Source organism: Pedobacter sp. R-06, assembly GCF_049913135.1.
In the GTDB taxonomy this organism is placed as follows: Bacteria; Bacteroidota; Bacteroidia; order Sphingobacteriales; family Sphingobacteriaceae; genus Pedobacter.
This window is the reverse complement of the sequence record NZ_CP183977.1, coordinates 1,490,727-1,516,506: the sequence shown is the minus strand read 5'-3', so window position 1 is coordinate 1,516,506 and position 25,780 is coordinate 1,490,727. Positions and strand designations below refer to the sequence as shown.

The following is a 25,780-nucleotide window of genomic DNA, read 5'->3' as shown; positions in this document are numbered from 1 at the left end:
TTTAATTTTTATTTATTAATAGTGCTGAACTTTCTGTAATTAATTCGTTGTGGCGTTTAAAGATGACATCAAGCACAAGGCCATCATCATTCCACATTTTTATTTCTCCGTTAAGCTGTTCGGTAAGGCCGGTCATTAAGCTCATTCCAAGTGATTCAGTATTTTCCGGATCAAAACCATCCGGCAAACCAATTCCGGTATCCGCAATTTTAAGTTCGCAGATCTCTTCGCCTGTAAACAGGAAAGAAATGTGTACTTTACCTTTTTTATCAGCTGGAAAGGCATATTTAATCACGTTACTAATGGCCTCGTTCAGGATCAAGCCAAGCGGGACGGCCTGTGCAACATCTAATTTAATCACCTCAGTTTCTAATGTAAACTGGATTTTCTTATCAGTACCAAAACATTCGATCATGTAATCGACCAATTCTTTGATGTACCATTTCATATCAATTTCTGCCAGATTATCGGATTGGTAAAGCTTCTGGTGGATGAGCGACATGGCATGCATCCGGTTCTGGCTATTTCTAATCGCTACTAAAGCATCTTCATTATCCAGATAAGCAGATTGGGTATTGAGCAGGCTGATAACAATCTGCAGGTTGTTTTTAACCCGGTGATGGATTTCGCGCAGAAGCCATTCTTTTTCGTTGAGTATTTTTCTGAGTAGTTCGTTCTGCGCATTTATTTCCCCCTGTTTTTGTTCTAAAATAAGGTTGCTGCGCCTTTTTAAACGATAGCGGTTATAAATCAAACCCACAAACATGGCAGCGATTAATAAACCGGCAATAAATATATACCTCAATCTGCCCTCATTTTCGATCGTAACTTTCTGCAATTGATTTTTCTGACTAAGCAATGCAATGTCCTTATCCTTTTTCTCAGTCTGGTATTCAATTTCCAAACCCGAAATTTGCTTGTTCTTTTCGTTGTTCCAGATAGAATCAGTTAATCTTTTATAGGTTTTATAGTGCGCCACTGCCGACCAGGGTTTATTCAATGCAGAATCTACATCGAACCAAAGCCGGTGCAACTGAGAAAGTGCCAATAAGTTTTTCTGCTGCAAACTTTGTTTTTCATGTTCTTTTAAATAGCCATCGGCAGCTATAAACTGTTTATCGTGAATTAATTTCCTGATGATACTCCGGTATAAATAGATCTGATTCGGATCATCTTTAGGCAGATCGTGATGAAACTTTTGCAGTTCCTTAAAATAGGGCTCGGCCTTGCCATATTGCTCAATATCGTAATAAGTGTTGAACAAAATGTATGGGATCCGAAGTTTCATCTGCGTATCAGTTGGCGGATATTTTTTAATCAGCTCTTTCAATGCGGCTATTCCTTCTTCGAACTTTTTCATCCGCACCAATATAGTAGCTACATTGGCAATGATGGTCTGCATATAACCAGGATCTTTATATCGTTCTGCAATTTTCTTGGCCTCCAACCAATAATCAAGTGCTTTCTGATCATTCCGCAGGTAATAATAGGTTAAACCTAAATGATTGTTTATTGAGCTTCTTTGCAAACTCGTATCGGCCAGTTGATCTGCAGTCTTCTCTGCCAGCAAACCGTATTTTAGTGCATTGGAAAAGTTGCCCAAACCAATATTGGTGATACACATATTGTTGTAAACACCCTGCAGTTCCTTAAATCCAATGGCGTTATAAACAGCAAGGGACGAATCCATTAATTTAATGGCATAGGCAGGCTGTCCTTTTATATTGTAATAATCGCCCAGGTTTTTAAGTGAATTCCCCTCCTCTAATTTATTGCCTGTTAAGCGGTATAAGGCCAGTGATTTTTCGTTGTAGCCGATCTTTTTTTCAAGATCTTTTCCCTCATTGCCAAAAAGAGTACCCATGGCAGCATAAGCGGCTGCCAATTGATCTTTTAGATCCATATTACGGGCAAAAGCGATTGCTTGCTCATAGGTTTTAGTACTGCCCGCCTTATCTCCTGATTCGCGGAGAATATTGCCTTTAAGCACCATACTCCTGGCTATTCCTTTTGGGTATTCAATTTTGCCAGCCAGAATAAAAGCTTGTTGCTGTAAATTCATCGCCTTGGCTAAATCTGCTTTTATCTCACCAGGCAAATTGAGGTAATAGGTACCCACATCAACCAATAAGTCGACCTTATTTTCAGTTTGACCATGCCTGCGCAGTTTTATTTCAGCAGCTTTTACCTCAGTTTCCGTTCTAATGCCCTGCCCTTTTACAAAGGCAGGGTTGATCAGAACGAAGGTGATTAACAAACATTTAATGTTCTTGTTTAAAAAAATGATTGCACTATTTCTGTCCAGCATATTTAAAGCGTAACATTGTTTATGCTTGATTTTGTGCTATAATAGCAAATAATCATCGCGACACCGGGTAGCACAATACCCACCAAACCAAATAGCTGCCCGATCCAGGCGCCAAGAAGGCATCCTATTAAAAAGCCACCTAGTGTGATTAATCCTTTGTTTATCCCCGAGCGGAAATCGGTGTTTTTAAAACCAGAATTACAAAAAGACCTGATGTCAAGTGCGAACTGGGTTACATTCCCTGTCATCATGGTGGTTGGCCCATAGGTTGCTTTGGCAAAAAGTTTCCCAAAGGCATTTTGCAGCCCCATAGCGAAAACAACAATCATGGTAACCAGGTACATTGGCCAGGTAACTTCACCATTATCGATATAACCTAATGAATATGCTAATGCACCACCAAGCAAAAGAATAATTCCTTCGCATAAAAGCAGAAAATGCCTGTTCGAAAATCTCGCCGATATCCAGCCTCCAGCCATAACCGACAGCATAAATATTGGGAAAGTTAGCAGTTTGATCCATGCATCGCCATCAGAGCCTTTAATAATTTGATAAGCGAATACGATAAAGTTTCCGGTAACGTGTGCCGAGAAGATTTTATCGGCAGCAACAAAAGTGATACTATCGCAATAGCCCGCTATAATCGTTAATACAAGGGTTACAAACCAGATATTGTTCTGTTTTTCTTCCATTTTGTTTTTGATTTTATGATAAATGCGCCCTTAACATCCAGGCCATGGTTTCGTGTGTTTCCATTAAACCTGTAATGTAATCGCTTGTTCCGGCGTCTTTTAGTGCACCTGCATAATTATCAATGTTTTCTCTTAAATGGATCAAGATACTTTCGTGATCGGCAAGCAGTATTTTGATGTAGGTTTGTGCATCGTTTTTACCACGATCGTCTTCTGTCAAATGTGTCAATTCTAGGAATTGTTTAAGCGATGCTGGTGCATAATGACCGAGTTTACGGATACGTTCTGCAACTTCATCAACTATATCTTCCAATTGAGTGTATTGCGCTTCGAAGAATTTGTGTTTGTTGTAAAAGTCTGGTCCTTCTACATTCCAATGTGCTTTGCGCGTTTTGGTGTATAAAACGTACTCATCTGCAAGAATTTTGCTCAATGAATGTGCAACTTCTGTAAGGTTTTCTGCGCTGATTCCAATTTTAGCTTCCATAATTTGTGATTTAATGTTTTTTAATTAAAAAGTGTATTGAATAAATAATGATCTATTGAAATAGTGCCAGGTCCAATTACCCATAAAAAGAGCATGGCTAGTGTATACATGTAAGGCACATCGCGTACCTCAACTGAATCTTTTCTGTGCACTACAAAGTACCCGATGGCCGTTACGCCTATAGATGGCAGAAGGAACAGCCTGGTTCCAACACCTATGGCAACGAGAAATGGCACAATGGTATCCGAAAATGTAGCCACTAAACCATTCAGTTTATCGGGCAGCCCCAGGGGATTGGGCACATGCTCCTTCTCTCCATTTTGAACACGGAACTTTTTCATTCCATGAACCCTAAAAAGTTCGAGCATGAGCAGCACCCTGAAAATCAGTATCGCCCAATTGTTAAGGTCTGATCCCAAATCAGAATACAACAGGTATTTGATGATATTTTCCATAGTTTAAAAAGCAAAGCATGAGCAGCCCAATGCACCCCAAAATGCGGTGTAATTGTTTACAGGGAGGTTACTTGTCCTTACCGCATCATGGTTGTGATTGTGCACATTACAGCTACCCACGCAAGAATGCACCATCGATAAAACCGAATCGGTTCCATTTGCAGCTTTTGTTTTTCCCTGCTGATTTGTTTTGTGAGTAGCCTGAGAATAGTATCCGTTATAGCTCTTAGTTGGCGACCAATCGGGCAGAATCGGGATTTTTGGCGGAGAAAAAGAAGAGAAATCACCTTTGGCATACACAATTTTGCCATCAACTAGGGTTAAATCAGATTCGATACTTTTGATCTGCTCATCTGCAACCTCGAAGTAATCGTGATTTAAAACGGCTAAATCTGCAAGCATGCCTACTTCGATATCGCCTTTTTTTTGTTGTTCGTTCGAAAACCAGGCGCTGCCCCTGGTGTACAGTTCTAAAGCAGTTTCTCTTGATAAAACGGTTTCTTCGCTGTAGATTTTCAAGCCACCAACTGTTTTACCGGCAGTTAACCAAAACATCGAAACCCATGGATTGTAACTGCTTACGCGTGTGGCATCAGAGCCTCCGCCAACAGGAACTTCCATTTCGAGCATCTTTTTTACCGGCGGCGTTTGTAAGGCAGCTTTTGCACCATATCTTTCAGTAAAATATTCGCCCTGATAAGCCATCCTGCTCTGGATCGCTATACCACCACCTAAAGCTTTTACACGTTCAATGTTCCGTTCGTCGATGGTTTCAGCATGATCAAAAATCCAGGGCAAACCTGCAAAAGGAATATCTCTATTTACTTTTTCGAAAACATTTAGAAAGCGGCTGATACTCTCATTATAAGTGGCGTGAAGCCTGAAGGGCCATCTTTTTTCGACCAGTAAACGCACCACACGTTCCAATTCGGGCTCCATATTATCGGAGAGGTCTGGCCTTGGCTGCAGGAAATCTTCGAAATCGGCTGCCGAGAAAACCAGCATCTCGCCTGCCCCGTTGTGACGGTACATATCATCTCCCTGATAAAGTTTTACGGTATTGGTCCAATTGTCAAAATCTTCAAATTCCTGTTTTGGGCGTTGGGTAAACAAGTTATAAGCAATACGAACAGTAAGTTGTTTTTGCTCATTCAATTCGTTTACGACTTTATAATCGTCAGGGAAATTTTGAAAACCTCCACCAGCGTCAATTACACTGGTAATACCGAAACGGTTCAGTTCTGTCATAAAATGACGGGTAGAATTTACCTGATGTTCGTAAGAAAGTTTTGGTCCTTTTGCCAGTGTAGAATATAAAATCATCGCATTCGGGCTCGCGATAATCAATCCGGTAGGTTCCCCATTAGCATCTCTCTGGATTTCTCCGCCCGGAGGCGCAGGCGTATCTTTTGTATATCCAACGGCTTTAAGTGCAGCACGGTTCATAAAAGCACGGTCGTATAAATGCAGAATAAACACAGGCGTTTCAGGTGCTATGGCATTTATCTCTTCGAGTGTAGGCATCCTTCTTTCGGCAAACTGAAACTCAGACCAGCCTCCAACTACGCGCACCCATTGTGGAGACGGTGTAATATCTACCTGCTCCTTCAGCATCCGCAAGGCATCGGCCAGTGATGGAACACCATCCCAGCGCAATTCCAGATTGAAATTTAACCCACCACGGATTAAATGGATATGTGAGTCGTTAATCCCAGGGACTACCCGTTTTTTGCCAAGATCAATCAGCCTCGTTGCAGAACCCGAAAAATTCATGATGTCGCTATCACGACCAACGGCGATAAACTTGCCATCTTTAATGGCAACAGCTGTTATTTCTTCCTTTTGCTTCGCAATGGTATGAACCTTACCATTGAATAAAATGATATCTGCAGTCATGGTATCTTCTATTTAGATTTTAAGATCTTAGTTTTTAATGGCAGCAATTGCATCCTGAATGCCTTCTCCGGCGGTGGTAAAAAATGCCGGCCCTGCTAAAAGGATGACTTTCGCTACTGGATTAAAGGTTGCCATGTTCTTTGCTTTTAACCAGGTTTGGGTTCTGTAGGCTTCGAAAATGCCTTTTACAACATTACCGGCAACCAATGCCGTTGGCGAATCGATCCCTGCATCTTTTAAATCACTTGCAAAAGAAAAATTGTTTACACCAAGTTTAAGCGCTTCTCTCATGGCAATGCTGCCTACTCCGGTCATCAGTTCTGGTGTAAATTTATTCCGATCGCCAAGACCGATTAAAAGCAGGCGTTTGCCACCTATGGTGCCCTTTGGTGGAGAAATTAAAATGGTTTCGTTAGCGTGCCCCAAAAACTTCCCGCTTTTGCGGATTTCGGTGATTAAACCTTTCATATCCTGATCTAGGTGTACCAAACCATTTAAAGCTGGCGGAAGTGCGGGTGGCGAATTAAAAATATCTCCTTCGGTGTATTCGAAAACACAGGCAATCTGTAAATCGCTAACCTGTGCCGATGGTCCCTGAACAACACCTTCGATGGCCACTCCATCTACTGTGCCCCAAACTTTAGCCGTTCCTATTGCGGTGGTGCTTTGTGCAAATGCTGTTCCTGTAACAAATACAGCAAATATGATAATGGCTAGCCTGAAGTTTTGGATAGTTGTTATTGATTGTTTAGTGAAGTTATTTTTCATTTTCTTATTGTTTAAAATTTGTATGATACCTGAGCATTAAAAAACTTTGAATTGTCCCAGAGCGGTACGATATCTTTTATAAAATCACCTACCCTGAAATATTGTCCCCCACAACTAAATGAAAGGTTGCTATTGACTTTATAATCTGCACTTAGCAGATACGTGGTACCGATAAAGCGGTGATTAGAAAGGGAACCTGCCGTGTTATAATTTCCGCTCGGGCGATAAATGCCATCATTTGTGGAATACCTCCAATTGAAAACAACATCAGCCTGAACGCTTAATTTATCAGTTAAGGCTAGTGTTAAGTATGGATGCAGATCAATTAAATTCGATGGTCCTATGAGCGGGTTAAAGCCAAAATATCCTCCTTTCGGATATAAAGGGTTAAAGGTCTGTAGCTTTCCATCCCCTGCCTTCCGGTCGCCTGAAATATAATCATTCCGAAGGTTGATGGATGGCTTAAACCTGGTTTGCTCGAAAGTATAACCCAATTCAATAGCCATCGTCCAGGCATTGATATTGCCATTTCCAAAACTGCCAAATTGATACGCTGCTTCTACATTATAGATAAAACCCCCGCCGCTTTTCCAATACCGGGTAGCTACTGTATGCCGCACTTCTTTTGCTATACCTTCTTCAAATTCAGCATCATCACGCCTGATACCTAAATAATAGAAATCGAAGTTTCCACCTTTCCGGATATTGAGGTTGGAATAAGCACCCCAAAGATTGGCCTGATGGCTGGGGCGATTATCGAATACCCCAAAATTAACTTCATCGGCTTCTAAAACAAATGCATCTAACGAAAACCGTGGTGTTACATACATCAGCTTGGCTCCTGTAAAGTATTGCCGCACCGTAGTGCCCTCCCGCACAGAAATTAACCGGCCCGAACCGTAATTAATTTCCTGCCGGCCCACCCGAACCGTTAATTTATTTAACGAATCTTTAAGTATCCTATATTCTGCGAAAAGATTTTGAACGGCAAGCTGGTCTTCATCAACCGGAGATGGTCCATATTTACTACCGTTTTCAAGCGCACTGTTTACCTGGGCGAAAAACCGCAGTCTTTTACCAATATTTAAATCGGCATAAAGCGAATAGCGCTGTAAAAAAGAATAATTAAAACCCTGGTCTTTGATCCAATCTTCGTTGATTTTCCCTCCATATTCCTCCCTGATCTCACCACCAAAACTGAGGTATACTTTTTTGTTTACCGAAAGCGGCAGGAACTTAAAAGTGTTATAAAAGTTCCTGTCCGAATCTTTCAAATTGCTATAATCCTCATCGTAGCGCATAAGCTTAATGCCTTGGGCGAAAGCCACTGTTGTTGATAAGCAAAAACAGATTGCAACAACGAATGCCAAATGGGGATAATCAGTTCTCATTTTATGTAAATGAGGATTAGTGTTTTATCATTTTGTGTGCATACTGTATGCCTATGCCATAACCTGCGCCATATTTTTTCATTAAAGTGGTTACAGGTTCGTAAGTTTCTGTTCTTGCCCAATCTCTTTGAAGTTCAAGGATGTACTGAACAGAAGTTACCGGTTTTACACCTGCATGCACCATTCGTTGAACTGCACGCTCGTGTGCCTCATTGCTTACATCTCCGCAGGCATCAGTAATTACGAAAACGTCAAAACCTTCTGATAAGGCCGATAAAGCTGGACCAACGATACAAACACCTGTCCAAAGACCGGCCAATACAAGTTTCTTTTTTCCGGTTGCAGTGATTGCTTTGTAAGCCGGTTCATCCTCCCAGGTGTTCATCGAAGTTCTATCGATATAATTTGAGGTAGCCTGGGGATAAAATTCTTCAATCTCTGGAAAAACAGGGCCAGCAAACGATTCTTCAGCAACTGTGGTTACGATAGTGGGTACGTTAAAAATTTTAGATGCACCACAGATAATAGCCACATTGGTACGAAGTTCGGTAATAGAGATACTTTTGGTCGCAAAAGCCATTTGTCCTTCAAAATCGATTAATACCAATGCGTGGTTTTCTGGAGATAATAAGTCTGGTGATGGTTTCATAATTAAATATTTTTTGTTTCCCTCACTGTTCCAAGAAACATACCACCAAACAAACAACTACAAATCAACAACTTACACAAAAAAGCATAAAATATGATTAACCATATATCGTTGATTTACGAATTTTATGTTTTGTTTTACCGCAAAGGGTACTTAAATCAAAACTTGTTTTTTAACCACAGATAAAATGAAGGAAATGCACTGAGCGCACAAAGTTGGGTGCATAATCAACTGGTTTAACAGCTTTTTGATTAGAAAGCGCCGTCCATAGTGCATTCGTTCTTCATCGGATCGTCATCCTGTTTCGAAGATTCGGGATCAGGGTCTATTTAGCCATGACGATTTGATTGGAAAAATGCTGAAACAAGTTCAGCAGGACGATGCGCGGGATTATTGCACAGATATTAGATATGATTTTGCAGAAATCTCCTAAATCTGCGGGATAAATTAATTGATCACCTGCATAATAACGAAAAATAAAAAAACATATCAACATAAAAAATCATTATAACACATTAAAAATCAATATAAAACAAAAACAACTAACGAAATTTCGCTACCAATTTAACGAACAAAAAATCATTAATTAAAATTATAAACCTTACTTTAGCAACATGGAAAGCAAGGGCAATTTATCTGAAATTCAAAATCAAGAACATGCCACCCTAAATATTGATGGAGCGGCAGCACTTGAAATCGAAAATGCACGCTTATTTAAAAAACTTGAACAAAAAGAAAGGGAAAATGCAGTTTTGCTATCGTTAAGCAATTCCATTGCCTCTATCCGCAACAAACTCGATCTCTTTGATGTCATCGATCAAAAGCTAAAAAAACTATTTGATTTTGATGATTTCGTCATCTGTTTAATTAATGATGACCAGGAAACACATAGTGCTTTTATCTACAACCAAAAAGAAGATTTCCTTAAAACTACAGGTATAGCGCCAGAATCATCTAAGAAATATACACTCGATGACGGTATGTGCAGGGCGATAATTTCATCGGAAAAACCAACTGTTTTCAATGTTGAAGAAGTTTTAAGGTGGGATGATGCGCCTGCCTGGCTGGAATTTTGGCATAATAAAGGCATTAAAGAAATGATCGGGCTCAAAATGGTCGACAGATCGGGCTGTATCGGTTTCTTTTACCTATATATTAAAAATGCAAACTCATTATCGAATATTTATTTTGATTTACTTCAGGGCATTTCGCTACAAATTTCAATAGCCATATCGAACATCCTGGCCAATGAAAAAATTGAACTGCAACTTGCAGAAATCAACCAATACAAACAAAAATTAGAAGATGAGAAAAGTTACCTGAAAGAAGAGATCCAACATAAATACAACCATACGGAGATCATCGGGCAAAGCGAATCGTTAAAAAGCATTTTTCACCTGGTAGATGCCGTGGCAGCCACTGATAGTACTGTATTGATTATTGGAGAAACAGGAACTGGAAAAGAACTCATCGCAAGGGCTTTACACAATTCATCACTTCGCCACAATGAACTGATGGTTAAAATCAATTGTGCCGCAATCCCCGCTAGCCTGGCCGAAAGTGAACTTTTCGGACATGAAAAAGGCAGCTTTACAGGCGCAACAGAACGGCGGATCGGAAAATTCGAACTGGCCCATAACGGCACGCTGTTTTTGGATGAAATTGGCGAGCTCCCGCTAGACCTTCAGGTGAAACTACTTAGAGCACTACAGGAAAAGGAAATAGAAAGGATTGGTGGTAAGGGAGTAATTAAAACAAATGTTAGAATTATAGCTGCCACCAACAGGAATCTGTTAAAAGAGATAGAAAAAGGAAATTTCAGGAGTGATCTCTTTTACAGGTTAAACGTATTTCCAATTTCAATTCCGCCGCTACGGGATCGGCTGGATGACATCCCGCAGCTAACAGCCTTCTTCATTGAACGCCTTTCCAAAAAAACCGGCCGGCAGGTAAACGCCATTTCCAAAAGCGCCTTGAACAAACTGATGCTCTACCCCTGGCCAGGAAATGTAAGGGAGCTGGAGCACCTGATTGAGCGCAGCATACTATTAACATCGGGCAACATACTAAAAGAGATCCACCTGCCTAAAATAGATAGAAATGAAGCCACTAACAGTTCGGAAGAGCAAAAAATCAAGAGCATTCACGAAAACGAGCGAGACCATATCTTATCAATATTAAAACATTGTAAGGGCAAAATATCAGGCGTTGGTGGGGCTGCCGAAATGTTACACATCCCGCCTACGACACTTAACTCAAAAATTAAAAAATTTAAAATTAAACGGGAGCACATCCTGATAAGTAAAATTGATGATCGAATTAAATAGATTGCTTAAAAAAGCCGGAACAGTAAAGCACATCAATAAAATGGTGGTTTTCTTTGTTGTACTTGGTTCTTTTATTTTAATTCTCATTAAGAGCAATAACAGTTCAGCCAGAAATCAGGTAAACAATATAAATGCTAAAGATTCGCTGCAAACGCTAAACAAACTTCTTGCAGATACTGAGCCTGATACAAACCGGGTTAAATACCTGATCAAAATTGCCAATCATTTCATTAATCAACAAGAAAACCAGCCAGCAAATTTAGCCAAGTCATTACCTTACCTGGAAAAAGCACGCACCTTAAGCATGCAGCTCCAATCGTTAAACTGGGAATTCCGAACACTTATGCTTTATGCCCGGTTTTTAAACAAAAAACATTTGCGGGTGCAGCAGGCACTCACCTACGAAAAGGCAATTGCCGTTGCAAAAAAAATGGGCAATAAACGTTTTGAAGCCAGCGCATGGTATGCATATTACGTCAATGTTCCCGATACCGTTTCGGACTATAAAAACAGAACATTTTATAACCGGGCCGCCACTGCACATGCCTTATACAAAGAAATCGGCACCTCTTTCCAGGAAAAATACAGAGAAGCAACGCTCCTGAAAACAATGGCCGACTTTCATTTAGAGGAAGAAAAATTTGATTTATCGATAAAAGAGCTTTTTGAGGTTATAGCACTGGATAAAAAATTTAAACTCCCTGACCTCCCAATGGCTTACGATTTACTTTCCGCAGTTTACGAACGTAAAGGAGAACTGAGCAAGGCCTTAAATTATGCTTTACTGAGTGTAAAAACGGCTCAAAGCAGTCATGAGGAGGTACTCGGCACCTACTTAAACAGAGTAGGTTCTGCCTATGAGGCTATGGGTAAAGCTAAAGAAAGTATTGCCTGGTACCGTAAAACCCTTGATGGTAACGATAAAAAAGATCCTTTCCGCTTTGTTACTGCTTATGCCATTACAAGTCAAATGATCAAACTGGGAGAAGCCAAAAAAGCACTCGCCATACTGCAAAAAACATGGAAAGAAGTAAATAATCCCTCCAGCGGACACGAGTATTTTATATTTCTGGCATTTGGCGAGTGTTATGCTGCATTAAAAAAGTACGATCTGGCTAAACAATATTTCGATAAACTGCTGGAAGATGCTACATTAAAAACATATTCCAACACTTTCCAAACTTCAGTTTTCTTCTCTGTAAGCGAATTTTACTTTGCCCAGAACAAATACGGACTTGCTTTACAATTTGCAGAAAAAGCAAGAGAAAACCAGATCAGCATGACCTTACCAAGGCAGATCAGGTTAAATGAAATTCTTTACAAAATAGATGTATCTACAGATCGTCCGGCAGAGGCTATTGTTCACCTGCAAACCTTTCATAAGCTTAGAGATTCTATGCTTAGCCAGGAGAATTTAAACACCATTGAGCGACTGAAGATCGAATTCCAGGCTTCGCAAAAGGAAAATGAGAATGAAATCCTCAGAAAGAAATCACAATTACAAAGTCAGGAACTTAACCGCATTCAATGGATCAAAAATGCCACTATCGCTGGGTTGGCTTTTTTAACTATCGTGCTTGTTTTAATCTATGGCAGATTTCGGTTGAAAAAGAAACTTCATGATACTTTAGTCAGGAAAAAAGCAGATATAGATCTTGCCTACGCCGAACTTGAAGTAAATATTCAACAAAAAAACAATTTAATTGAAGAGAAAGAAAGCTTAATTAAGGAAGTACACCATCGGGTTAAAAATAACCTGCAATTAACAATGAGTTTACTAAACAGCCAAAGTTATTACCTGGAAGATTTATCGGCAATTGAGGCCATAAAAGAAAGTCAGCACCGTTTGAAAAGTATTGCGTTGATTCATCAAAAGCTCTATCAAACAGAAAATCTGGCTACCATCAACATTCGGCCTTACATTGTAGAATTGGTCGAATATTTAAAGGAAAGCCTGAACGACGATAAAAAGATCAGCTTTGAATTAGACATTTTAAATCTCGAACTGGATATTTCGAAAGCTGTTCCACTTGGCTTAATTATTAACGAGGCGATTACCAATATTTTCAAATATGCTTTCCCTGATAGGCATGGCGGAAAAGTGAGCATTACCCTAAAAGAATATCAAGGAGATCATTATCAACTGTTTATTAAGGATAATGGCATTGGTTTACCCGCCGACTTTGATTATGAACAGAGCAACACACTGGGTATTATTTTGATGAAGGGATTAAGTGCCCAAATTGATGGCATTTTCTCGATGGAAAGCAAAGACGGTGTCTCCTTACGCCTGACTTTTATGAACAAAAATGAAGATTTATTCCTGTTGAAAGATTAATTAGAGATGAAGACTGAAAAAATTCTAATCGTTGAAGATGAGTTTATCGTTGCGCACGATCTGCAGATGATTTTGCAGCGTGCCGGCTACCAGGTTGTTGGCATTGCTGATTCTGTAAAAAATGCACAGGTCTTATTGGAAAAACATCAGGTAGACCTGGTTATTTTGGATATTTACTTAAAAGGCAGGTTAACCGGCATTGATCTGGCGCATGATTTAATGAAAAGTCAAATCCCTTTTATTTATGTCTCCGCAAATTCGAATGAGAAAGTGCTGGAGGCTGCAAAGTCTACCTGCCCTTACGGATTTATTGTTAAGCCTTACCGTGACCGGGATATTTTATTAAGCATTGATATTGCCAGGTACCGCAGGGAAAACAGCATTAACATGAAAATGAGCAGCGAGCGCTTTATGCAGGATTTTATTGTAGATATTTCAATGAAATCCTTAACCTGGCAAAAGAAAATATTAGCTATCGCAAGTGCCTTTCAACCTTATATCCCTTTTGATTTTATTGCACTTTCGGGTATTGGGAAAGATGGAAAACGATATAGCGAAATTGGAATCACTAGAAAAAACTTTAATCAGTATGATTTATTTACAGCAAACGAGTTTTTAAAATATACAGGTTTAAGCAAGGCAGAATACAATACCATCAATCAACTGGTACCAGAAACCACCGCTGATGCCATTTACATTGGTGATGATTTTGAAGAGGTTAAAAGGGCCGCTCCAATGAAAAACTTAATCGCCACCACCTATCATCTTTATTCCAATCTGGTTAAAACCTTCTACCTCGAAAATGGCGATCAAATCAGCTTCTCATTTTACAGCAGAACCGAAAATATTTACCAACCCGCCCACATGGAGCTGCTTAATTTTTTATCAGGCACCTTAGCGAAAAAATTGGCGCATATTATCGAACTTGAAAAAGCCGGAACGGAATCAGTCTTACATCAGGAAAGCGACTATCCTTTAGCTAAAAAAGATTTTGAAAATATTATCGGTAAAAGCACGGCTTTACTGAGTGTTTTAGATAAGATCAAGATTGTTGCACCAACCGACACTTCGGTATTGATTACCGGAGATAGCGGAACAGGAAAAGAGGAAATTGCCAAAAGCATTCACCGTCTATCGCATCGAAACACAAAACCGATGGTGGCCGTAAATTGCGCTGCTCTACCAGCCGATTTGATTGAATCTATTTTATTTGGTCACGAAAAAGGTTCATTTACAGGGGCTGTGAACACCAGAATCGGCAAATTTGAGGAGGCGAATGGAGGCACCATCTTTCTTGATGAAATCGGAGAAATGCCTTTCGACCTTCAGGCAAAGCTTCTCCGTGCGTTGCAGGAGAAGGAAATTGAGCGGATTGGTGGCAAACAACCTATTAAAGTCGATTTGAGGATAATCGCGGCAACAAACCTCAATCTGGAGAAAGAGATCGCAAAAGGCAGGTTCAGGCTTGATCTTTTCTATCGTCTTAATGTTTTTCCAATACACGTTCCTCCGCTTTGCCGACGAAAAACAGACATCCCACTATTGGCTGAATATTTTGTTCAGAAACATGCAAAGGCATTAGGAAAAAACATTTCTGAAATTCCCGCTGATTTTATGGATCGGCTGATGTTGTATGATTGGCCAGGCAATATCAGAGAATTGGAACATGTGATGCTGAGGAGCATACTGCTTTCATCGAATGGAAAACTTAATCCAGAACATTTGGAGCTTGGAATTAAAAATGAGGAGCCCCTTACCCAAAATGGAATAAAAACAATTATCGATAACGAAAGAGATCATATCATCAGGGTTTTAGAGCGTTGTAAAGGAAAGGTTGCAGGCAGCGGTGGTGCGGCCGAACTCTTGGGCATCCCCGCAACAACATTAAATTCTAAAATTAAAAAGCTGAATATAAAACGTTAATGACATTTAGTAAATTGACGATATATCATGAATTTCAAAGAAGGACCAACACAACAAACCACTGATATACAAAAACTTATGGATTGGTATTTTTCTTGACTTGAAATGATTGTATTGATCTGCTGGTTTTTACATTATCCCCGCCTGAAATAGAAAATGAAACAGAAAATCTTAATTGTAGAAGATGAATTTATTGTAGCCAACGATCTGAGGATCATGCTCGAAAAAGCAGGCTATAAAGTGTGCGGGATAGCACCATCGGTGGTAAAGGCGCTTGAGTTAATCGCGACTAAAGAACCCGACTGGATATTATTGGATATCTTTTTGCAGGGCGACAAAACAGGAATTGATTTAGCCGGGCAACTTACCGAAATAGGAATTCCATTTATTTATATTTCCGCAAATACCAACCAGGGAATTCTGGAGGCCGCCAAAGCAACCTTACCACACGGTTTCCTGGTAAAGCCTTTTCGGGAGAAAGACCTGATGGTGATGCTGGATATTGCCCGTTACAGGCACGAGCAAAATTTAAAGTACAATCAACATACAGCGCCATCGTTACACAAACAAATTGAATATATTGTAGAAAAGCAGGAACCGATTTCGGAACGGTTGAAACAAATCAGTACTGTTTTGCATCCGGTTGTACCTTTCGATTTCCTTTGGATCACCAAATCAAATCCCCGGACGACTACAAAAGACATCAATATCATGCGTTCGCCTGATGGCAAATTTAGCACGCTCAATAATGAAACTTTATTGAAAGACATTAAAGTTTCTAATCGCGATTTTAAGACATGGAACAGCACTGCGCTTGTTCATAATGGAAAATCGATTTTTAACGGTTATGACTTTAGAAAACTGAGGATGGACAGCCCGTGGGTACAAGCCCTTTCTGATCATTACCAGTTTGAATCTGCCCTGGTTACCGAAATTGACAGGAATGGCGAGTTTTTCCAGTTCGTTTTCATCAACCACCTTTCTGATTTATATACAAAAGTGCATACCGGAGTTATTAATCAGTTTAAGAAAAGCCTGGAGCTGGTTTTAGACCGGGTTATTTACGGAAAGGATATTGCCATAGAAGTTCCTGCACCAAACTTACCTACAGTTGAAGAGCCGATTGTTAAAAAAGAGACCCTTGAAATTCCGAAAGATTTTCATGGCATTATCGGGAATAGCACCTTATTACATACGGCTTTCAAAAAATTAGAACTGGTCGCACCAGATGATACTTCGGTATTGATTCTGGGAGAAAGTGGTACCGGTAAAGAAAAAATCGCCCAGACTATCCATAAATTATCTCCCCGTAAAAACAAACCATTAATTACCGTAAACTGTGCAGCATTACCTTTATCCTTAATTGAATCAGAGCTTTTCGGACATGAAAAAGGTGCGTTTACAGGTGCGAACGAAAAACGGATCGGTAAATTTGAACAGGCAGATGGCGGTTCGATCTTTTTAGATGAGATAGGCGAACTCCCATTAGAGGCACAGGTAAAATTATTAAGGGTGCTTCAGGAAAAAGAAATTGAGCGTTTAGGCGGAAATTATACTAAAAAGATAAATGTCAGGATTATAACCGCCACCAACCGGAACCTTGAAAAAGAAGTATCTGAAGGCAGGTTCCGCCTGGATTTATACTACCGGTTAAATGTTTTCCCTATTGAATTACCTGCCTTAAGGCAACGTAAGGAAGATATTCCGGCGCTGGCGAACTACTTCATTTATAAATACGGCAAAAAAAGTTCATCTGCTGTGACCGGAATCTCTACTGAAGCCCTGCACGAATTACAGGTATACGACTGGCCTGGAAATATCAGAGAATTGGAACACTTAATTGAAAGAACGATGTTGTTAACCGAAGGAGAAACGATCACTAAAATTGACCTTCCTAATTCGGCACCCACCACAAGTTTTTCCGGCGATAATCATTTCAAAATCAAAACGATGGAAGAAATGGAACGGGAACATATATTGAACATTTTGAAAATGTGCAAAGGAAAGGTTTTTGGAGCTGGTGGAGCGGCAGAAATCCTGAATATTCCATCAACTACGTTAAATTCGAAAATTAAAAAATTAGGAATAAAATTCGAATTTGTTAAATAGCTTCATTTAATTAGCGCAAATTGAAATAATCTATTTTTTTAAGGCTCCTTTGACATGTGGAATTTTGGTATCTGATAAATCAATCTGCATTTCCTGTTTTCTAATTACCTCATCGCTAAATCCTTTTTCCCTGCGGATTTTATGCAGCTCTTGCCGCTGTATGTGATAAATGTCTTTTAAAATATGATTATACACTTCCATTTCGGCATTTTCGATTGCTTCGCACTCCATCGACTCTAACCTTCTGGATGCATGGTTTAAACTGTTTTCCAGTTCATTTTTCAAGCCTTTTACTAAAGCTATCCCCTCAGTCTCTTCAACATACTTTTCTTCTAAGTAGTCTAAAGAAACCTTTAAAAGGCGGAGTTTAATGCTGGCTTCCTGTTGCTCATCGGGCACCAACGGATCAATTTCTTCAATATGAATCATCTTGATAATGTAAGGCAAAGTAAGCCCCTGAAAAACCAGCGTAACCAAAATAACCACAAATGTGATAAATATGATCAGGTTGCGGTGTGGGAAATTAATGTGGGCTGCAGTGGTAAGCGGTAATGAAAGTGCAGCAGCCAATGAAACTACGCCCCGCATTCCTGCCCAACCGATAATCAACGGCCCTTTCCACCCGGGATGAGCCTCCCGCACCCTCACTTTCTTAAATAACCATCTAGGAACAAAGGCTACCGGATAAATCCATGCAATGCGCAGCACGATAACGAGCGCACTAATAATCAGGCCATAACTACAGGCTTCCCAAAGCGAATAGCCTTCTAAACCAGCCATAATGATAGGTAATTCCAATCCGATCAAAATAAATACCAAAGCATTAAGGATAATGGTCAGTGTTGCCCAAACATTGATGGCCTGCAGCCTACTTTGCCCATCTACAAAAATTTCGTGCGAACGATAAGATAAGAACAAACCACCGCTAACCACAGCCATAACGCCCGAAAAATGGAATTGCTCTGCTGCCAGATACATAAAATAAGGCGAAATTAAAGTAATGGCGGCATCGATACTTGGCGTGGTGGGTAAAAACCGGTGGATCAGGTACACCACGTGCGCAATGGCCAAACCGATCACAATTCCCATTATGGTACTTAAGAAAAAATCGCCAGCCGCATTTGAAAGTGAAAACTGCCCCGTAATCACCGCAGCCAATGCAAAACGGAGTACAATTAAACTGGATGCATCGTTAACCAAACTTTCGCCTTCTAAAATTGTGGTGATCCGTTTGGGAACCTTTATATTTTTGAGTACCGATGTGGCTGCAATAGCATCAGGAGGCGATACAATTCCGCCTAACAGAAAGCCCATGGCCAGTGTAAAACCAGGAATCATGGAAGAACTTAAAAATGCCACGGCCAGTGAAGTAATGATGACCAAACCAAAAGCCAGCAAACTGATTGGTCTTCGCCAACGCCAGAAATCGTTCCACGAGGTATACCAGGCAGCCTCATAAAGTAAGGGCGGTAAAAAGATCAGGAAGATCACTTCTGGATCAATCGACATGGCAGGAATACCTGGAATATAACTTATGCCCAAACCCGCCAGCACTAAAAATATGGGATAGGAAATTTTTACCTTTTGTGCCAACATGATTAATAGGAAAGCTACTGAAAGTAAAATAAGAAACTGAAGAAGGGTGTAATGCATAGCGTTTTCTCTCACAAAGAATAAACCATAAATATAATCAACAAATAACCAGTTATTTAAGCTTTAAAAGGATTGTTGTTCCAACAAAACAACTAACGATATGACGTGATTTTACCTTGAATAGTCGCTGAAACTGCTAAGCAAACAATAAACTAGTAATATGATAAGACCAGAAACTAATGCGCCAGCTTGTTGGTTTAATCCATACAATTATCTCCGTTAAAGCATAATCAAAAATTATTCAGAAAAATCGATTCCACCAAACAACTAACGTAAATTAACGAAATAGCGCAAATGAAAAACCAACAAACAAACAACAAATACCTAAAAACCAAATACTTAATAAAATGGATCACAAATTGTAATATTGGAAGCACGAAACTTAACATACAGTTTAGTGATCACCTCGACATCAATTATTAGTTTTGGGTAATTCGCAAAAACTGCTTTAAACAATTAAAATTAATCATAAAAAAGCTATGAGTACGATCAAAGTAAAAGACGGAACTGAAATTTATTACAAAGATTGGGGAACAGGACAACCAATCGTTTTTCATCATGGATGGCCATTATCTGGGGATGACTGGGATACCCAAATGATGTTTTTCCTGAAACAGGGATATCGGGTGATTGCGCATGACCGCCGTGGACATGGTCGCTCAGGTCAAAGTGCCAATGGTAATGATATGGATACCTATGTAGCCGATATTGCAGAACTAACAGCAGCACTCGACCTGAAAGATGCGATCCACATTGGCCACTCAACCGGTGGTGGTGAAGTAATCCGTTACGTTGCAAAACATGGAAAAGGTCGCGTTGCAAAAGCAGTTTTAATCAGTGCCGTAACGCCGATCATGATCCAAAACGAAAGCAATCCGGAAGGTGTGCCATTGGCGATATTTGATGAAATCCGTCAGGGCACCGGCTTTACCAGAGCACAATATTTCTACGATTTCCCAGTTGCATTTTACGGCTGGAATCGCGATGGCAAAACAGTTCAGGAAGGAATTAAACACAACTGGTGGCGCCAGGGCATGATGGGTTCTGTATTGGCACATTATGAGGGAATCAAAGCATTTTCGGAATCAGATTTTACAGAAGACCTGAAAAGCGTAGAAATTCCGGTATTGGTATTGCATGGAGAAGACGACCAGATCGTTCCTTTCAACCAGGCACCAAGAGCGGCAAAACTGCTGCAAAACGGAAAACTGATCTCTTATCCGGGTTTTCCTCACGGTATGCCAACAACAGAGGCAGAAACCATTAATAACGATATTTTAGCGTTTATTAAATCTTAAAGTATTGTAAAAACTGTTATATTGAGCTTATCGAAATGTCTGTGGTTTTATTTAAATAGTTCTTTCGAGAGTTACCATTAACATGCCTCCACAGGAATGTCGTCATCTCGACTGGTGCATCGCGAAATGGGGAGATCTATAGCCAAATTAAAATGGAAAATAGATTTAACTTCGCTGGGCCTTCGGGTTCTCGACCGCGTTGCATCCGATAGGATCGGGTCCTCTCGAAATGACGACGTCCTAAGGAGATTTATTTCATTAAACTCTCTTATCACTTATATTCATGTATATGCAATAAATTATCTCTTAGGATGGCTAATTGCAAAAAATCCGGCATTATTCTCGCGCAGGCCGGACCTAACAAAGCATCAAAATGTTTACTCCAGATGCACCACTCCAGCAATAAATAAATTCTCCAAAATTCAGATCCCTTTTAAACCGTCCGTACCCTTAGATATCAACCACCAATCTTCGTTACTTTCGGTATATTTAGTTTCGTGCTTTCTACAGCCATTTACATAAAATTATAATTTATTTTAGCCATGAAACTTTATGCTCACTTTTATGATCTTTACCTATGATATCCGCATACAACTCAGGTCTTCTGGCCATTATGTACCTTGAGCCACCTGCATCGGTAAGTTTTTCAGGAGCTAGTTCCGCAACTGAAATTTCATTGTCTAAAGAGGTACATTCCGCTATGATCTCACCAAAAGGATCCAAAATCATCGAACAACCATTTTTCAACTGATCATCATCCATTCCAATAGGATTTGAAAAAACGACGTAAACAGCATTATCATACGCTCTTGCAGGCAACCACTTCATCAACCATTTCCTGCCTTTATCACCATTAAACTCTTCCTTCAGTAACTGGGCGTTCGCATTTTTATCCTTCCACAAGCTAGCATCAACAAATCCCGCCCCGGGTCTGCTTGATGGCGTACACATCGTTACATGTGGCATAAAAATCACCTGGGCTCCTAAAAGTCTTGTCGCTCTCACATTCTCAATGATGTTGTTATCGTAGCAAATTAAAATCCCACATTTCCAGCCTAGCAATTCAAATACGGTATAGGTAGAGCCTGGTTTAATATAGGGATTAATAAATGGATGTAACTTACGGTGACTAGAGATTAAGCCATTTCCATCTACACATACATATGCCTTATAGAGGTCATCATTCTCATCCTTCTCAAACAGACCTGCAAGAATAACAATTCCGTATTTCTTTGCAAATCCAATCAACGCAGCTACGCTCGGTCCATTTGGTATGTTTTCACTAAGCGCTAACATTTGCTCATAGCTAAGGTTCCTTGCAAACGTATAACCTGTAATCGAACATTCATGGAAACTGATAACATCAGCTCCGGTTTTTGCAGCCTGCTCGGAAAGCTGTTCAATCATTTTAAGATTATATTCCTTGTTGCCACTTCTGTTTTCAAACTGTGCAGTAGCTATTTTTATTTTTTTCATGACACAAAATTATCCCTTGGCATTCAACAATAATTGGAAAATTCCGACAACCCTATACATATGAATATAAACCGATAGAGTTGGAGGTGAACATTCAGTCTTAAAACCGCATAAAATTAATAGCAAGTTTATTTACTTTTAATTGGTATTCCATCGGTGTAATACCAGTCATTGTCTTGAAATAATTATGGAGGTGAGATTGATCATAATAACCAGCTTGATAAACCGCAGTAGTCATTTTGTGTGCTGGCGAAAGATCTCTGAAGATCTTTAAAAAGTGCTGGAACCGGATTATATTCATGAACTTTTTTGGTGAAACACCAATCTGCCTGCGATATAGTCTTTCCAGTTGTCGTTCACTTACTTGTAGTTCTTTCAGTAGGTCTTCCATTCTGATAAGCCCCTGATGCCTGTTGATGAGTTCAAGGCTGAAAAGTAGATCATGATTCAATCCGCTGCTCTTTTGGAAACGTTCAAGAAGAAAGCTTTCGACGGTATCAATTACTTCATGAAGATTTTTACTTTTGGCCATCCTTTGTTCAAAAGGAATCACATCAGGCCCGAAGAGATCGGCAGGAAGAAATATCCCATCATTTAGCTCCTCAGCAGACATCCCAAATAACAAATTGAGTGCAAAAGGGCGTAATACAACAACCAACAAAGCCATTTGGCCCTGAATTTTAAGATCCCTGTAGACAGACATTTGGCCATAAATAAACATTGATGGCAACTGTTGCCCAAATAGATAATCACTAGTGCTGATCAGCATATTTTCCGTCAGCGGAACGACTATGCCTGGTTGCCCATCAGAAAACAAACGGTACGTCATCTCTACCACCTCGTTAGCATCTAATAATAAATAATGCCTTATAAATGGCATTAGTTCTTTACTCGGTTCAAACTGCATTTGACTTATAATCTACACGAATAAGTTTATTCCCCTGTTTTGTAAAGGTAACAGCATTGAGCCATATTATTCATAATTTACAGTACCTAGGACGGAAAAAAAATCAGGTAGGCCATAAAAAAAGGCAAGCAACCGTTTTACTCTGCCTGCCCTAAGGAAAAAGTTGATAGTATCTCGATACCTGCCTCGATGGCTTTATAGGCAAACATTGTTTAACTTAGCCGGGAAAGTTAAAAAAACAAATGACAGGCCTTAATTTAATCAGTGTTTTCGCAATTATAGCCGTTACCATTTCTTTGATCCTGGCCGTGTTTTTACTGACCGTAAAAACGAAACATAAATTGAGCAATGTTTTGCTGGCCACATTTATCCTGATCAACGGAATGGACCTGAGCATGTTGTTTACCGGACAGTGGCTACAGCACTATCCGGGATTACTGGTGTTCCTGATCACGGTTTCTTTACTGAATAACCCCATTTTTTATTTGTATGCTTTATCCATCTGTTATTCGGATTTAGTAAATGGGATTAAACAGGTTTACAATGAAAATAACAGCAGCCGTTATTTCAGGTTGACTTTAGTCTATAATTTTGGCAATTCAGCTATTAAGATAAAACAAAGAGATTTTGGGAATGATGATGAAAGGAGAAGAACTAATTAATGTTACAGCCAAATAGACTTCACTACTTTGTTTTTTTAATATGAATCTCCCTGGTTGTGATTGGCATCAATAAGAATTTTAAAATGACTAACTTTCCCTATGAATAAAAAGAGAAATGTTATTTTATTTGGAGCTGGAGCCGTGATCGGTTGGGGCGGCTCGCATCCCCTGATCTTACTAAGCTAGTTAGAGAAAGAGGATTTTTAATAAAGGACGGCAAAGCCCGGATTATCTCATTTCATATCTTTTGGGATAGCAAGAGAAGCGGCTGTTTTCTTTTGAAGAAACAGCCGCTCAAAATTGAACAAAATTCTTACTTACTTGTTTTTTCAGTTAATTCTTTAATGTTTTTAACAAGAAGACTAAATTCTTCCTTATCATACAATCTGGTCAAAAACCTGATATAACCATCCCTGTCGATTACTACATTACGTGTTACGCCCGCTTTTTTATCGGCAAATTTCTGGAAGATTTTAGCCCCAGGATCTAAGGCCAATGGATAAGTGATATTCATGTCTTTGTGAAATTTCTGTACCACATCTAAGGGTTCATCCCGGTCAACACCGATCAATATCACATCTTTATCTTTATAGGCCTGCCAGATATCCTTTTCTAAATAAGGCATTTCTTCACGGCACACTTTACACCACGCAGCGGTGAATTGTAGGATGACGATTTTTCCTTTCAATTCTTTTAACGTGGTTTTCTTTCCGTCATGGAGAACAAGTTCAAAATCATCAGGAGCCTTATCCCCTACTTTTACCAGATAACCTCTGCTATCGGCATTTGGGTTTTCGAATTTTGATTGTTGCGCAAATCCGCTTAGTGTAAGCAAAACTGCGGCTAAGGTTAATAGTTTAATTTTCATAATATTTAGTTTCTAAAGGGTGATAATATTGTTTCGTTATTTTTCAGCAGCTTTCCAGCCTTCATCAGGCGCGGTGGCGACTTCGCCATATTTTCCTTTTTCTCCGAAGTAGGCGTTGCCACCAAAAGTATAAACGGGCTGTTTTACCAGATCGAGCTGAAGTTGCGGCAAAGGATATTCTGTCGGCGTACCGCCTACGAGCAAATTGTTCCTGCGCATAAACGTAAATGGCAGAAATGCACCACCAGCGCCATCTATTTCAATGGCATATTCATAATGCAATTGCTTTCTCAAATCAGCTTGGTTGGCGGCAACATCAGGAAGCGTTCCTACGGCTTTTCTTGCAGCTGCCGGATCATTTAGTATGGCAGCTGCGCCAGCGTAATCCTTCAGCCAAAATTTGGATTCAGCCTTTAGTAACCTGATCTCCTCGGCCAGGAAATAAGGATTAACTGCACCTGGTGAGTTTAGCGTGTTGGCTGTATTATACCATCTTTTTCGGTACCAATTGGTAAAAAGTCCACGTCCACGCGATTCGATAAATATTCCAAAACTTGTAGTGTATCCAAAATAACCATCGAAACGTTTATCGTTGCTGCTAATGTTGGGTAATATTCCGGTTAAGGGGTAAAACTTAGGGGTATTTCCGGTTTTATCGGCCAAATAGGCGATTTTAAGATCTGGTGGCAACCAACCAGAACCATCTGAGTTACGTTGCAATAAATTGGTCAATAACTGATTATAATAACCTCCTGTTACCGTAGTGATTACAAAATCGGTGGTAAATCCTTTTTCGGCATAAGCCAAAACTTTGCTCCATTGTACATCGCCAATTTTTTCTGCTTCGGTTTTATCACGGGCCTCAGAAGATAAAATCCTTGCAGCCATCGAATTGGCCAGTTTAATAAAATCTGCTTTACTGAATGTTTTTCCACTGAGGAAATCAAATTTAAACTGTGTATTCGCTTCAGCCAGCGCTATAGATTTGTCAATCAGCTTAATTCCGTTCGCAATTAAGGCCTTGTACGAATCCGGGAAATCTTTCGTGCTCAAGTTCACGTCATCCACAATAATGCCGCGGTCGAAAATAACACCAAGATAGCCCTGGGCTATACCTTTGGCATAATAGGCGGCTATAAGGCAATCCTGCGTTCTATCTGCCCCCTGTGTATCGTAAATCTTTTTACCCTGCTTTTCAATAATATCTAACGCCAGGGTAGCATCTAAATTGGCCTGATAAAAGTTATTGTAAAAAGTATTCCAGGTAACTGCGCCACGGTAAGAAGTGTTGTTGTTGAGCCTTAAGCGTGGTTCATTCGCAAAATCCCACCAGGAAGAGTTCCCATTGGTATTGGTGGTTTGATCGGCTAAAAGGCTAAAATGTGTACCCGATGCACTTGTTGAAGTGCTAAAAACAGTTTGTACACTACTTGTGGTTAACTTCAGCCCCAAATCTTTGATCTGTTCGATAGCTTCCTGATTGGTAAGCGTTGTTGGGTTATCAAAATCTGTTTTTTTGCAGGCGCTAAGGCTTAAGGCAATAAGTGATATGTAGAATATATTTTTCATTTTC

Annotated in this window: 19 protein-coding genes; 6 read left to right on the top strand and 13 right to left on the bottom strand. The window is 39.8% G+C overall.

Annotated elements, in window-relative coordinates; genetic code table 11:
- Position 1: 1 nt before the first annotated feature.
- Genes ACN9MR_RS06390 through ACN9MR_RS06355 form a run of 8 tightly spaced genes read right to left on the bottom strand, consistent with a single transcriptional unit; the run spans position 2 to position 8,646 of the window.
- Positions 2 to 2,308 carry a tetratricopeptide repeat-containing sensor histidine kinase gene (locus ACN9MR_RS06390; protein ID WP_426328776.1) on the bottom strand — a complete coding sequence of 769 codons (2,307 nt, stop codon included), beginning with the start codon at positions 2,306 to 2,308 and terminating at the stop codon, positions 2 to 4.
- 2 nt (positions 2,309 to 2,310) lie between these two features.
- Complete coding sequence (locus tag ACN9MR_RS06385; RefSeq protein WP_426328775.1) at positions 2,311 to 3,000, bottom strand: YoaK family protein; 690 nt, start codon at positions 2,998 to 3,000, stop codon at positions 2,311 to 2,313.
- A 13-nt stretch (positions 3,001 to 3,013) separates the two neighbouring features.
- A complete protein-coding gene (locus tag ACN9MR_RS06380) occupies positions 3,014 to 3,487 on the bottom strand; it encodes a Dps family protein (RefSeq protein ID WP_426328774.1) in 474 nt (157 codons plus the stop codon).
- A gap of 20 nt (positions 3,488 to 3,507) precedes the next feature.
- Complete coding sequence (locus ACN9MR_RS06375; RefSeq protein WP_426328773.1) at positions 3,508 to 3,942, bottom strand: DoxX family protein; 435 nt, start codon at positions 3,940 to 3,942, stop codon at positions 3,508 to 3,510.
- 3 nt (positions 3,943 to 3,945) lie between these two features.
- Positions 3,946 to 5,838 (bottom strand): amidohydrolase, encoded by a 1,893-nt coding sequence (locus ACN9MR_RS06370; RefSeq protein ID WP_426328772.1) that lies wholly within the window; start codon positions 5,836 to 5,838, stop codon positions 3,946 to 3,948.
- Positions 5,839 to 5,865: 27 nt separating this feature from the next.
- Complete coding sequence (locus ACN9MR_RS06365) at positions 5,866 to 6,606, bottom strand: M17 family peptidase N-terminal domain-containing protein (protein WP_426328771.1); 741 nt, start codon at positions 6,604 to 6,606, stop codon at positions 5,866 to 5,868.
- 11 nt (positions 6,607 to 6,617) lie between these two features.
- Positions 6,618 to 7,997 carry an alginate export family protein gene (locus ACN9MR_RS06360; RefSeq protein ID WP_426328770.1) on the bottom strand — a complete coding sequence of 460 codons (1,380 nt, stop codon included), beginning with the start codon at positions 7,995 to 7,997 and terminating at the stop codon, positions 6,618 to 6,620.
- Between the two features lie 16 nt (positions 7,998 to 8,013).
- Positions 8,014 to 8,646: a hydrolase gene (locus ACN9MR_RS06355; protein ID WP_426328769.1), complete on the bottom strand. Its 633-nt coding sequence runs from the start codon at positions 8,644 to 8,646 to the stop codon at positions 8,014 to 8,016.
- A gap of 614 nt (positions 8,647 to 9,260) precedes the next feature.
- Between ACN9MR_RS06355 and ACN9MR_RS06350 the strand changes: the two genes are divergently transcribed.
- From ACN9MR_RS06350 to ACN9MR_RS06335, 4 genes are all read left to right on the top strand, one after another.
- Positions 9,261 to 10,973 (top strand): sigma-54 interaction domain-containing protein, encoded by a 1,713-nt coding sequence (locus ACN9MR_RS06350; RefSeq protein WP_426328768.1) that lies wholly within the window; start codon positions 9,261 to 9,263, stop codon positions 10,971 to 10,973.
- Positions 10,957 to 13,311 (top strand): tetratricopeptide repeat-containing sensor histidine kinase, encoded by a 2,355-nt coding sequence (locus ACN9MR_RS06345; protein ID WP_426328767.1) that lies wholly within the window; start codon positions 10,957 to 10,959, stop codon positions 13,309 to 13,311. The genes ACN9MR_RS06350 and ACN9MR_RS06345 overlap by 17 nt, the downstream gene beginning before the upstream one ends.
- 6 nt (positions 13,312 to 13,317) lie before the next feature.
- Positions 13,318 to 15,234: a sigma 54-interacting transcriptional regulator gene (locus ACN9MR_RS06340; protein WP_426328766.1), complete on the top strand. Its 1,917-nt coding sequence runs from the start codon at positions 13,318 to 13,320 to the stop codon at positions 15,232 to 15,234.
- 156 nt (positions 15,235 to 15,390) lie between these two features.
- The gene (locus ACN9MR_RS06335) at positions 15,391 to 17,343 is read left to right on the top strand and encodes a sigma 54-interacting transcriptional regulator (RefSeq protein WP_426328765.1); all 1,953 of its coding nucleotides are present in this window, start codon (positions 15,391 to 15,393) and stop codon (positions 17,341 to 17,343) included.
- 30 nt (positions 17,344 to 17,373) lie between these two features.
- Here ACN9MR_RS06335 and ACN9MR_RS06330 read toward each other — a convergent pair whose 3' ends face one another.
- Entirely contained in the window at positions 17,374 to 18,996 is a 1,623-nt protein-coding gene (locus tag ACN9MR_RS06330) for a Na+/H+ antiporter (RefSeq protein ID WP_426328763.1), read from the bottom strand.
- Positions 18,997 to 19,475: 479 nt separating this feature from the next.
- On the opposite strand from ACN9MR_RS06330, the gene ACN9MR_RS06325 reads away from it, so the two are divergent.
- The gene (locus ACN9MR_RS06325) at positions 19,476 to 20,294 is read left to right on the top strand and encodes an alpha/beta fold hydrolase (RefSeq protein ID WP_426328762.1); all 819 of its coding nucleotides are present in this window, start codon (positions 19,476 to 19,478) and stop codon (positions 20,292 to 20,294) included.
- 531 nt (positions 20,295 to 20,825) lie between these two features.
- Here ACN9MR_RS06325 and ACN9MR_RS06320 read toward each other — a convergent pair.
- Entirely contained in the window at positions 20,826 to 21,770 is a 945-nt protein-coding gene (locus tag ACN9MR_RS06320) for a nitrilase family protein (protein ID WP_426328761.1), read from the bottom strand.
- Positions 21,771 to 21,870: 100 nt separating this feature from the next.
- On the bottom strand, positions 21,871 to 22,677 hold the full coding sequence (locus ACN9MR_RS06315; protein WP_426328760.1) for an AraC family transcriptional regulator: 807 nt from the start codon (positions 22,675 to 22,677) through the stop codon (positions 21,871 to 21,873).
- A 242-nt stretch (positions 22,678 to 22,919) separates the two neighbouring features.
- Here ACN9MR_RS06315 and ACN9MR_RS06310 point away from each other — a divergent pair, with 242 nt between their 5' ends.
- Entirely contained in the window at positions 22,920 to 23,339 is a 420-nt protein-coding gene (locus ACN9MR_RS06310) for a hypothetical protein (protein ID WP_426328759.1), read from the top strand.
- A gap of 313 nt (positions 23,340 to 23,652) precedes the next feature.
- Here the strand turns inward: ACN9MR_RS06310 and ACN9MR_RS06305 are convergent, their stop codons facing one another.
- The gene (locus tag ACN9MR_RS06305; protein WP_426328758.1) at positions 23,653 to 24,207 is read right to left on the bottom strand and encodes a peroxiredoxin family protein; all 555 of its coding nucleotides are present in this window, start codon (positions 24,205 to 24,207) and stop codon (positions 23,653 to 23,655) included.
- Between the two features lie 36 nt (positions 24,208 to 24,243).
- Positions 24,244 to 25,776 (bottom strand): hypothetical protein, encoded by a 1,533-nt coding sequence (locus ACN9MR_RS06300; protein WP_426328757.1) that lies wholly within the window; start codon positions 25,774 to 25,776, stop codon positions 24,244 to 24,246.
- Positions 25,777 to 25,780 lie beyond the last annotated feature (4 nt).

Bases quoted from the DNA above. Each gene is read 5' to 3' on its own strand.
- ACN9MR_RS06390 (WP_426328776.1), bottom strand. From the start codon at position 2,308: ATGCTGGACAGAAATAGTGCAATCATTTTTTTAAACAAGAACATTAAA.
- ACN9MR_RS06385 (WP_426328775.1), bottom strand. From the start codon at position 3,000: ATGGAAGAAAAACAGAACAATATCTGGTTTGTAACCCTTGTATTAACG.
- ACN9MR_RS06380 (WP_426328774.1), bottom strand. From the start codon at position 3,487: ATGGAAGCTAAAATTGGAATCAGCGCAGAAAACCTTACAGAAGTTGCA.
- ACN9MR_RS06375 (WP_426328773.1), bottom strand. From the start codon at position 3,942: ATGGAAAATATCATCAAATACCTGTTGTATTCTGATTTGGGATCAGAC.
- ACN9MR_RS06370 (WP_426328772.1), bottom strand. From the start codon at position 5,838: ATGACTGCAGATATCATTTTATTCAATGGTAAGGTTCATACCATTGCG.
- ACN9MR_RS06365 (WP_426328771.1), bottom strand. From the start codon at position 6,606: ATGAAAAATAACTTCACTAAACAATCAATAACAACTATCCAAAACTTC.
- ACN9MR_RS06360 (WP_426328770.1), bottom strand. From the start codon at position 7,997: ATGAGAACTGATTATCCCCATTTGGCATTCGTTGTTGCAATCTGTTTT.
- ACN9MR_RS06355 (WP_426328769.1), bottom strand. From the start codon at position 8,646: ATGAAACCATCACCAGACTTATTATCTCCAGAAAACCACGCATTGGTA.
- ACN9MR_RS06350 (WP_426328768.1), top strand. From the start codon at position 9,261: ATGGAAAGCAAGGGCAATTTATCTGAAATTCAAAATCAAGAACATGCC.
- ACN9MR_RS06345 (WP_426328767.1), top strand. From the start codon at position 10,957: ATGATCGAATTAAATAGATTGCTTAAAAAAGCCGGAACAGTAAAGCAC.
- ACN9MR_RS06340 (WP_426328766.1), top strand. From the start codon at position 13,318: ATGAAGACTGAAAAAATTCTAATCGTTGAAGATGAGTTTATCGTTGCG.
- ACN9MR_RS06335 (WP_426328765.1), top strand. From the start codon at position 15,391: ATGAAACAGAAAATCTTAATTGTAGAAGATGAATTTATTGTAGCCAAC.
- ACN9MR_RS06330 (WP_426328763.1), bottom strand. From the start codon at position 18,996: ATGCATTACACCCTTCTTCAGTTTCTTATTTTACTTTCAGTAGCTTTC.
- ACN9MR_RS06325 (WP_426328762.1), top strand. From the start codon at position 19,476: ATGAGTACGATCAAAGTAAAAGACGGAACTGAAATTTATTACAAAGAT.
- ACN9MR_RS06320 (WP_426328761.1), bottom strand. From the start codon at position 21,770: ATGAAAAAAATAAAAATAGCTACTGCACAGTTTGAAAACAGAAGTGGC.
- ACN9MR_RS06315 (WP_426328760.1), bottom strand. From the start codon at position 22,677: ATGCAGTTTGAACCGAGTAAAGAACTAATGCCATTTATAAGGCATTAT.
- ACN9MR_RS06310 (WP_426328759.1), top strand. From the start codon at position 22,920: ATGACAGGCCTTAATTTAATCAGTGTTTTCGCAATTATAGCCGTTACC.
- ACN9MR_RS06305 (WP_426328758.1), bottom strand. From the start codon at position 24,207: ATGAAAATTAAACTATTAACCTTAGCCGCAGTTTTGCTTACACTAAGC.
- ACN9MR_RS06300 (WP_426328757.1), bottom strand. From the start codon at position 25,776: ATGAAAAATATATTCTACATATCACTTATTGCCTTAAGCCTTAGCGCC.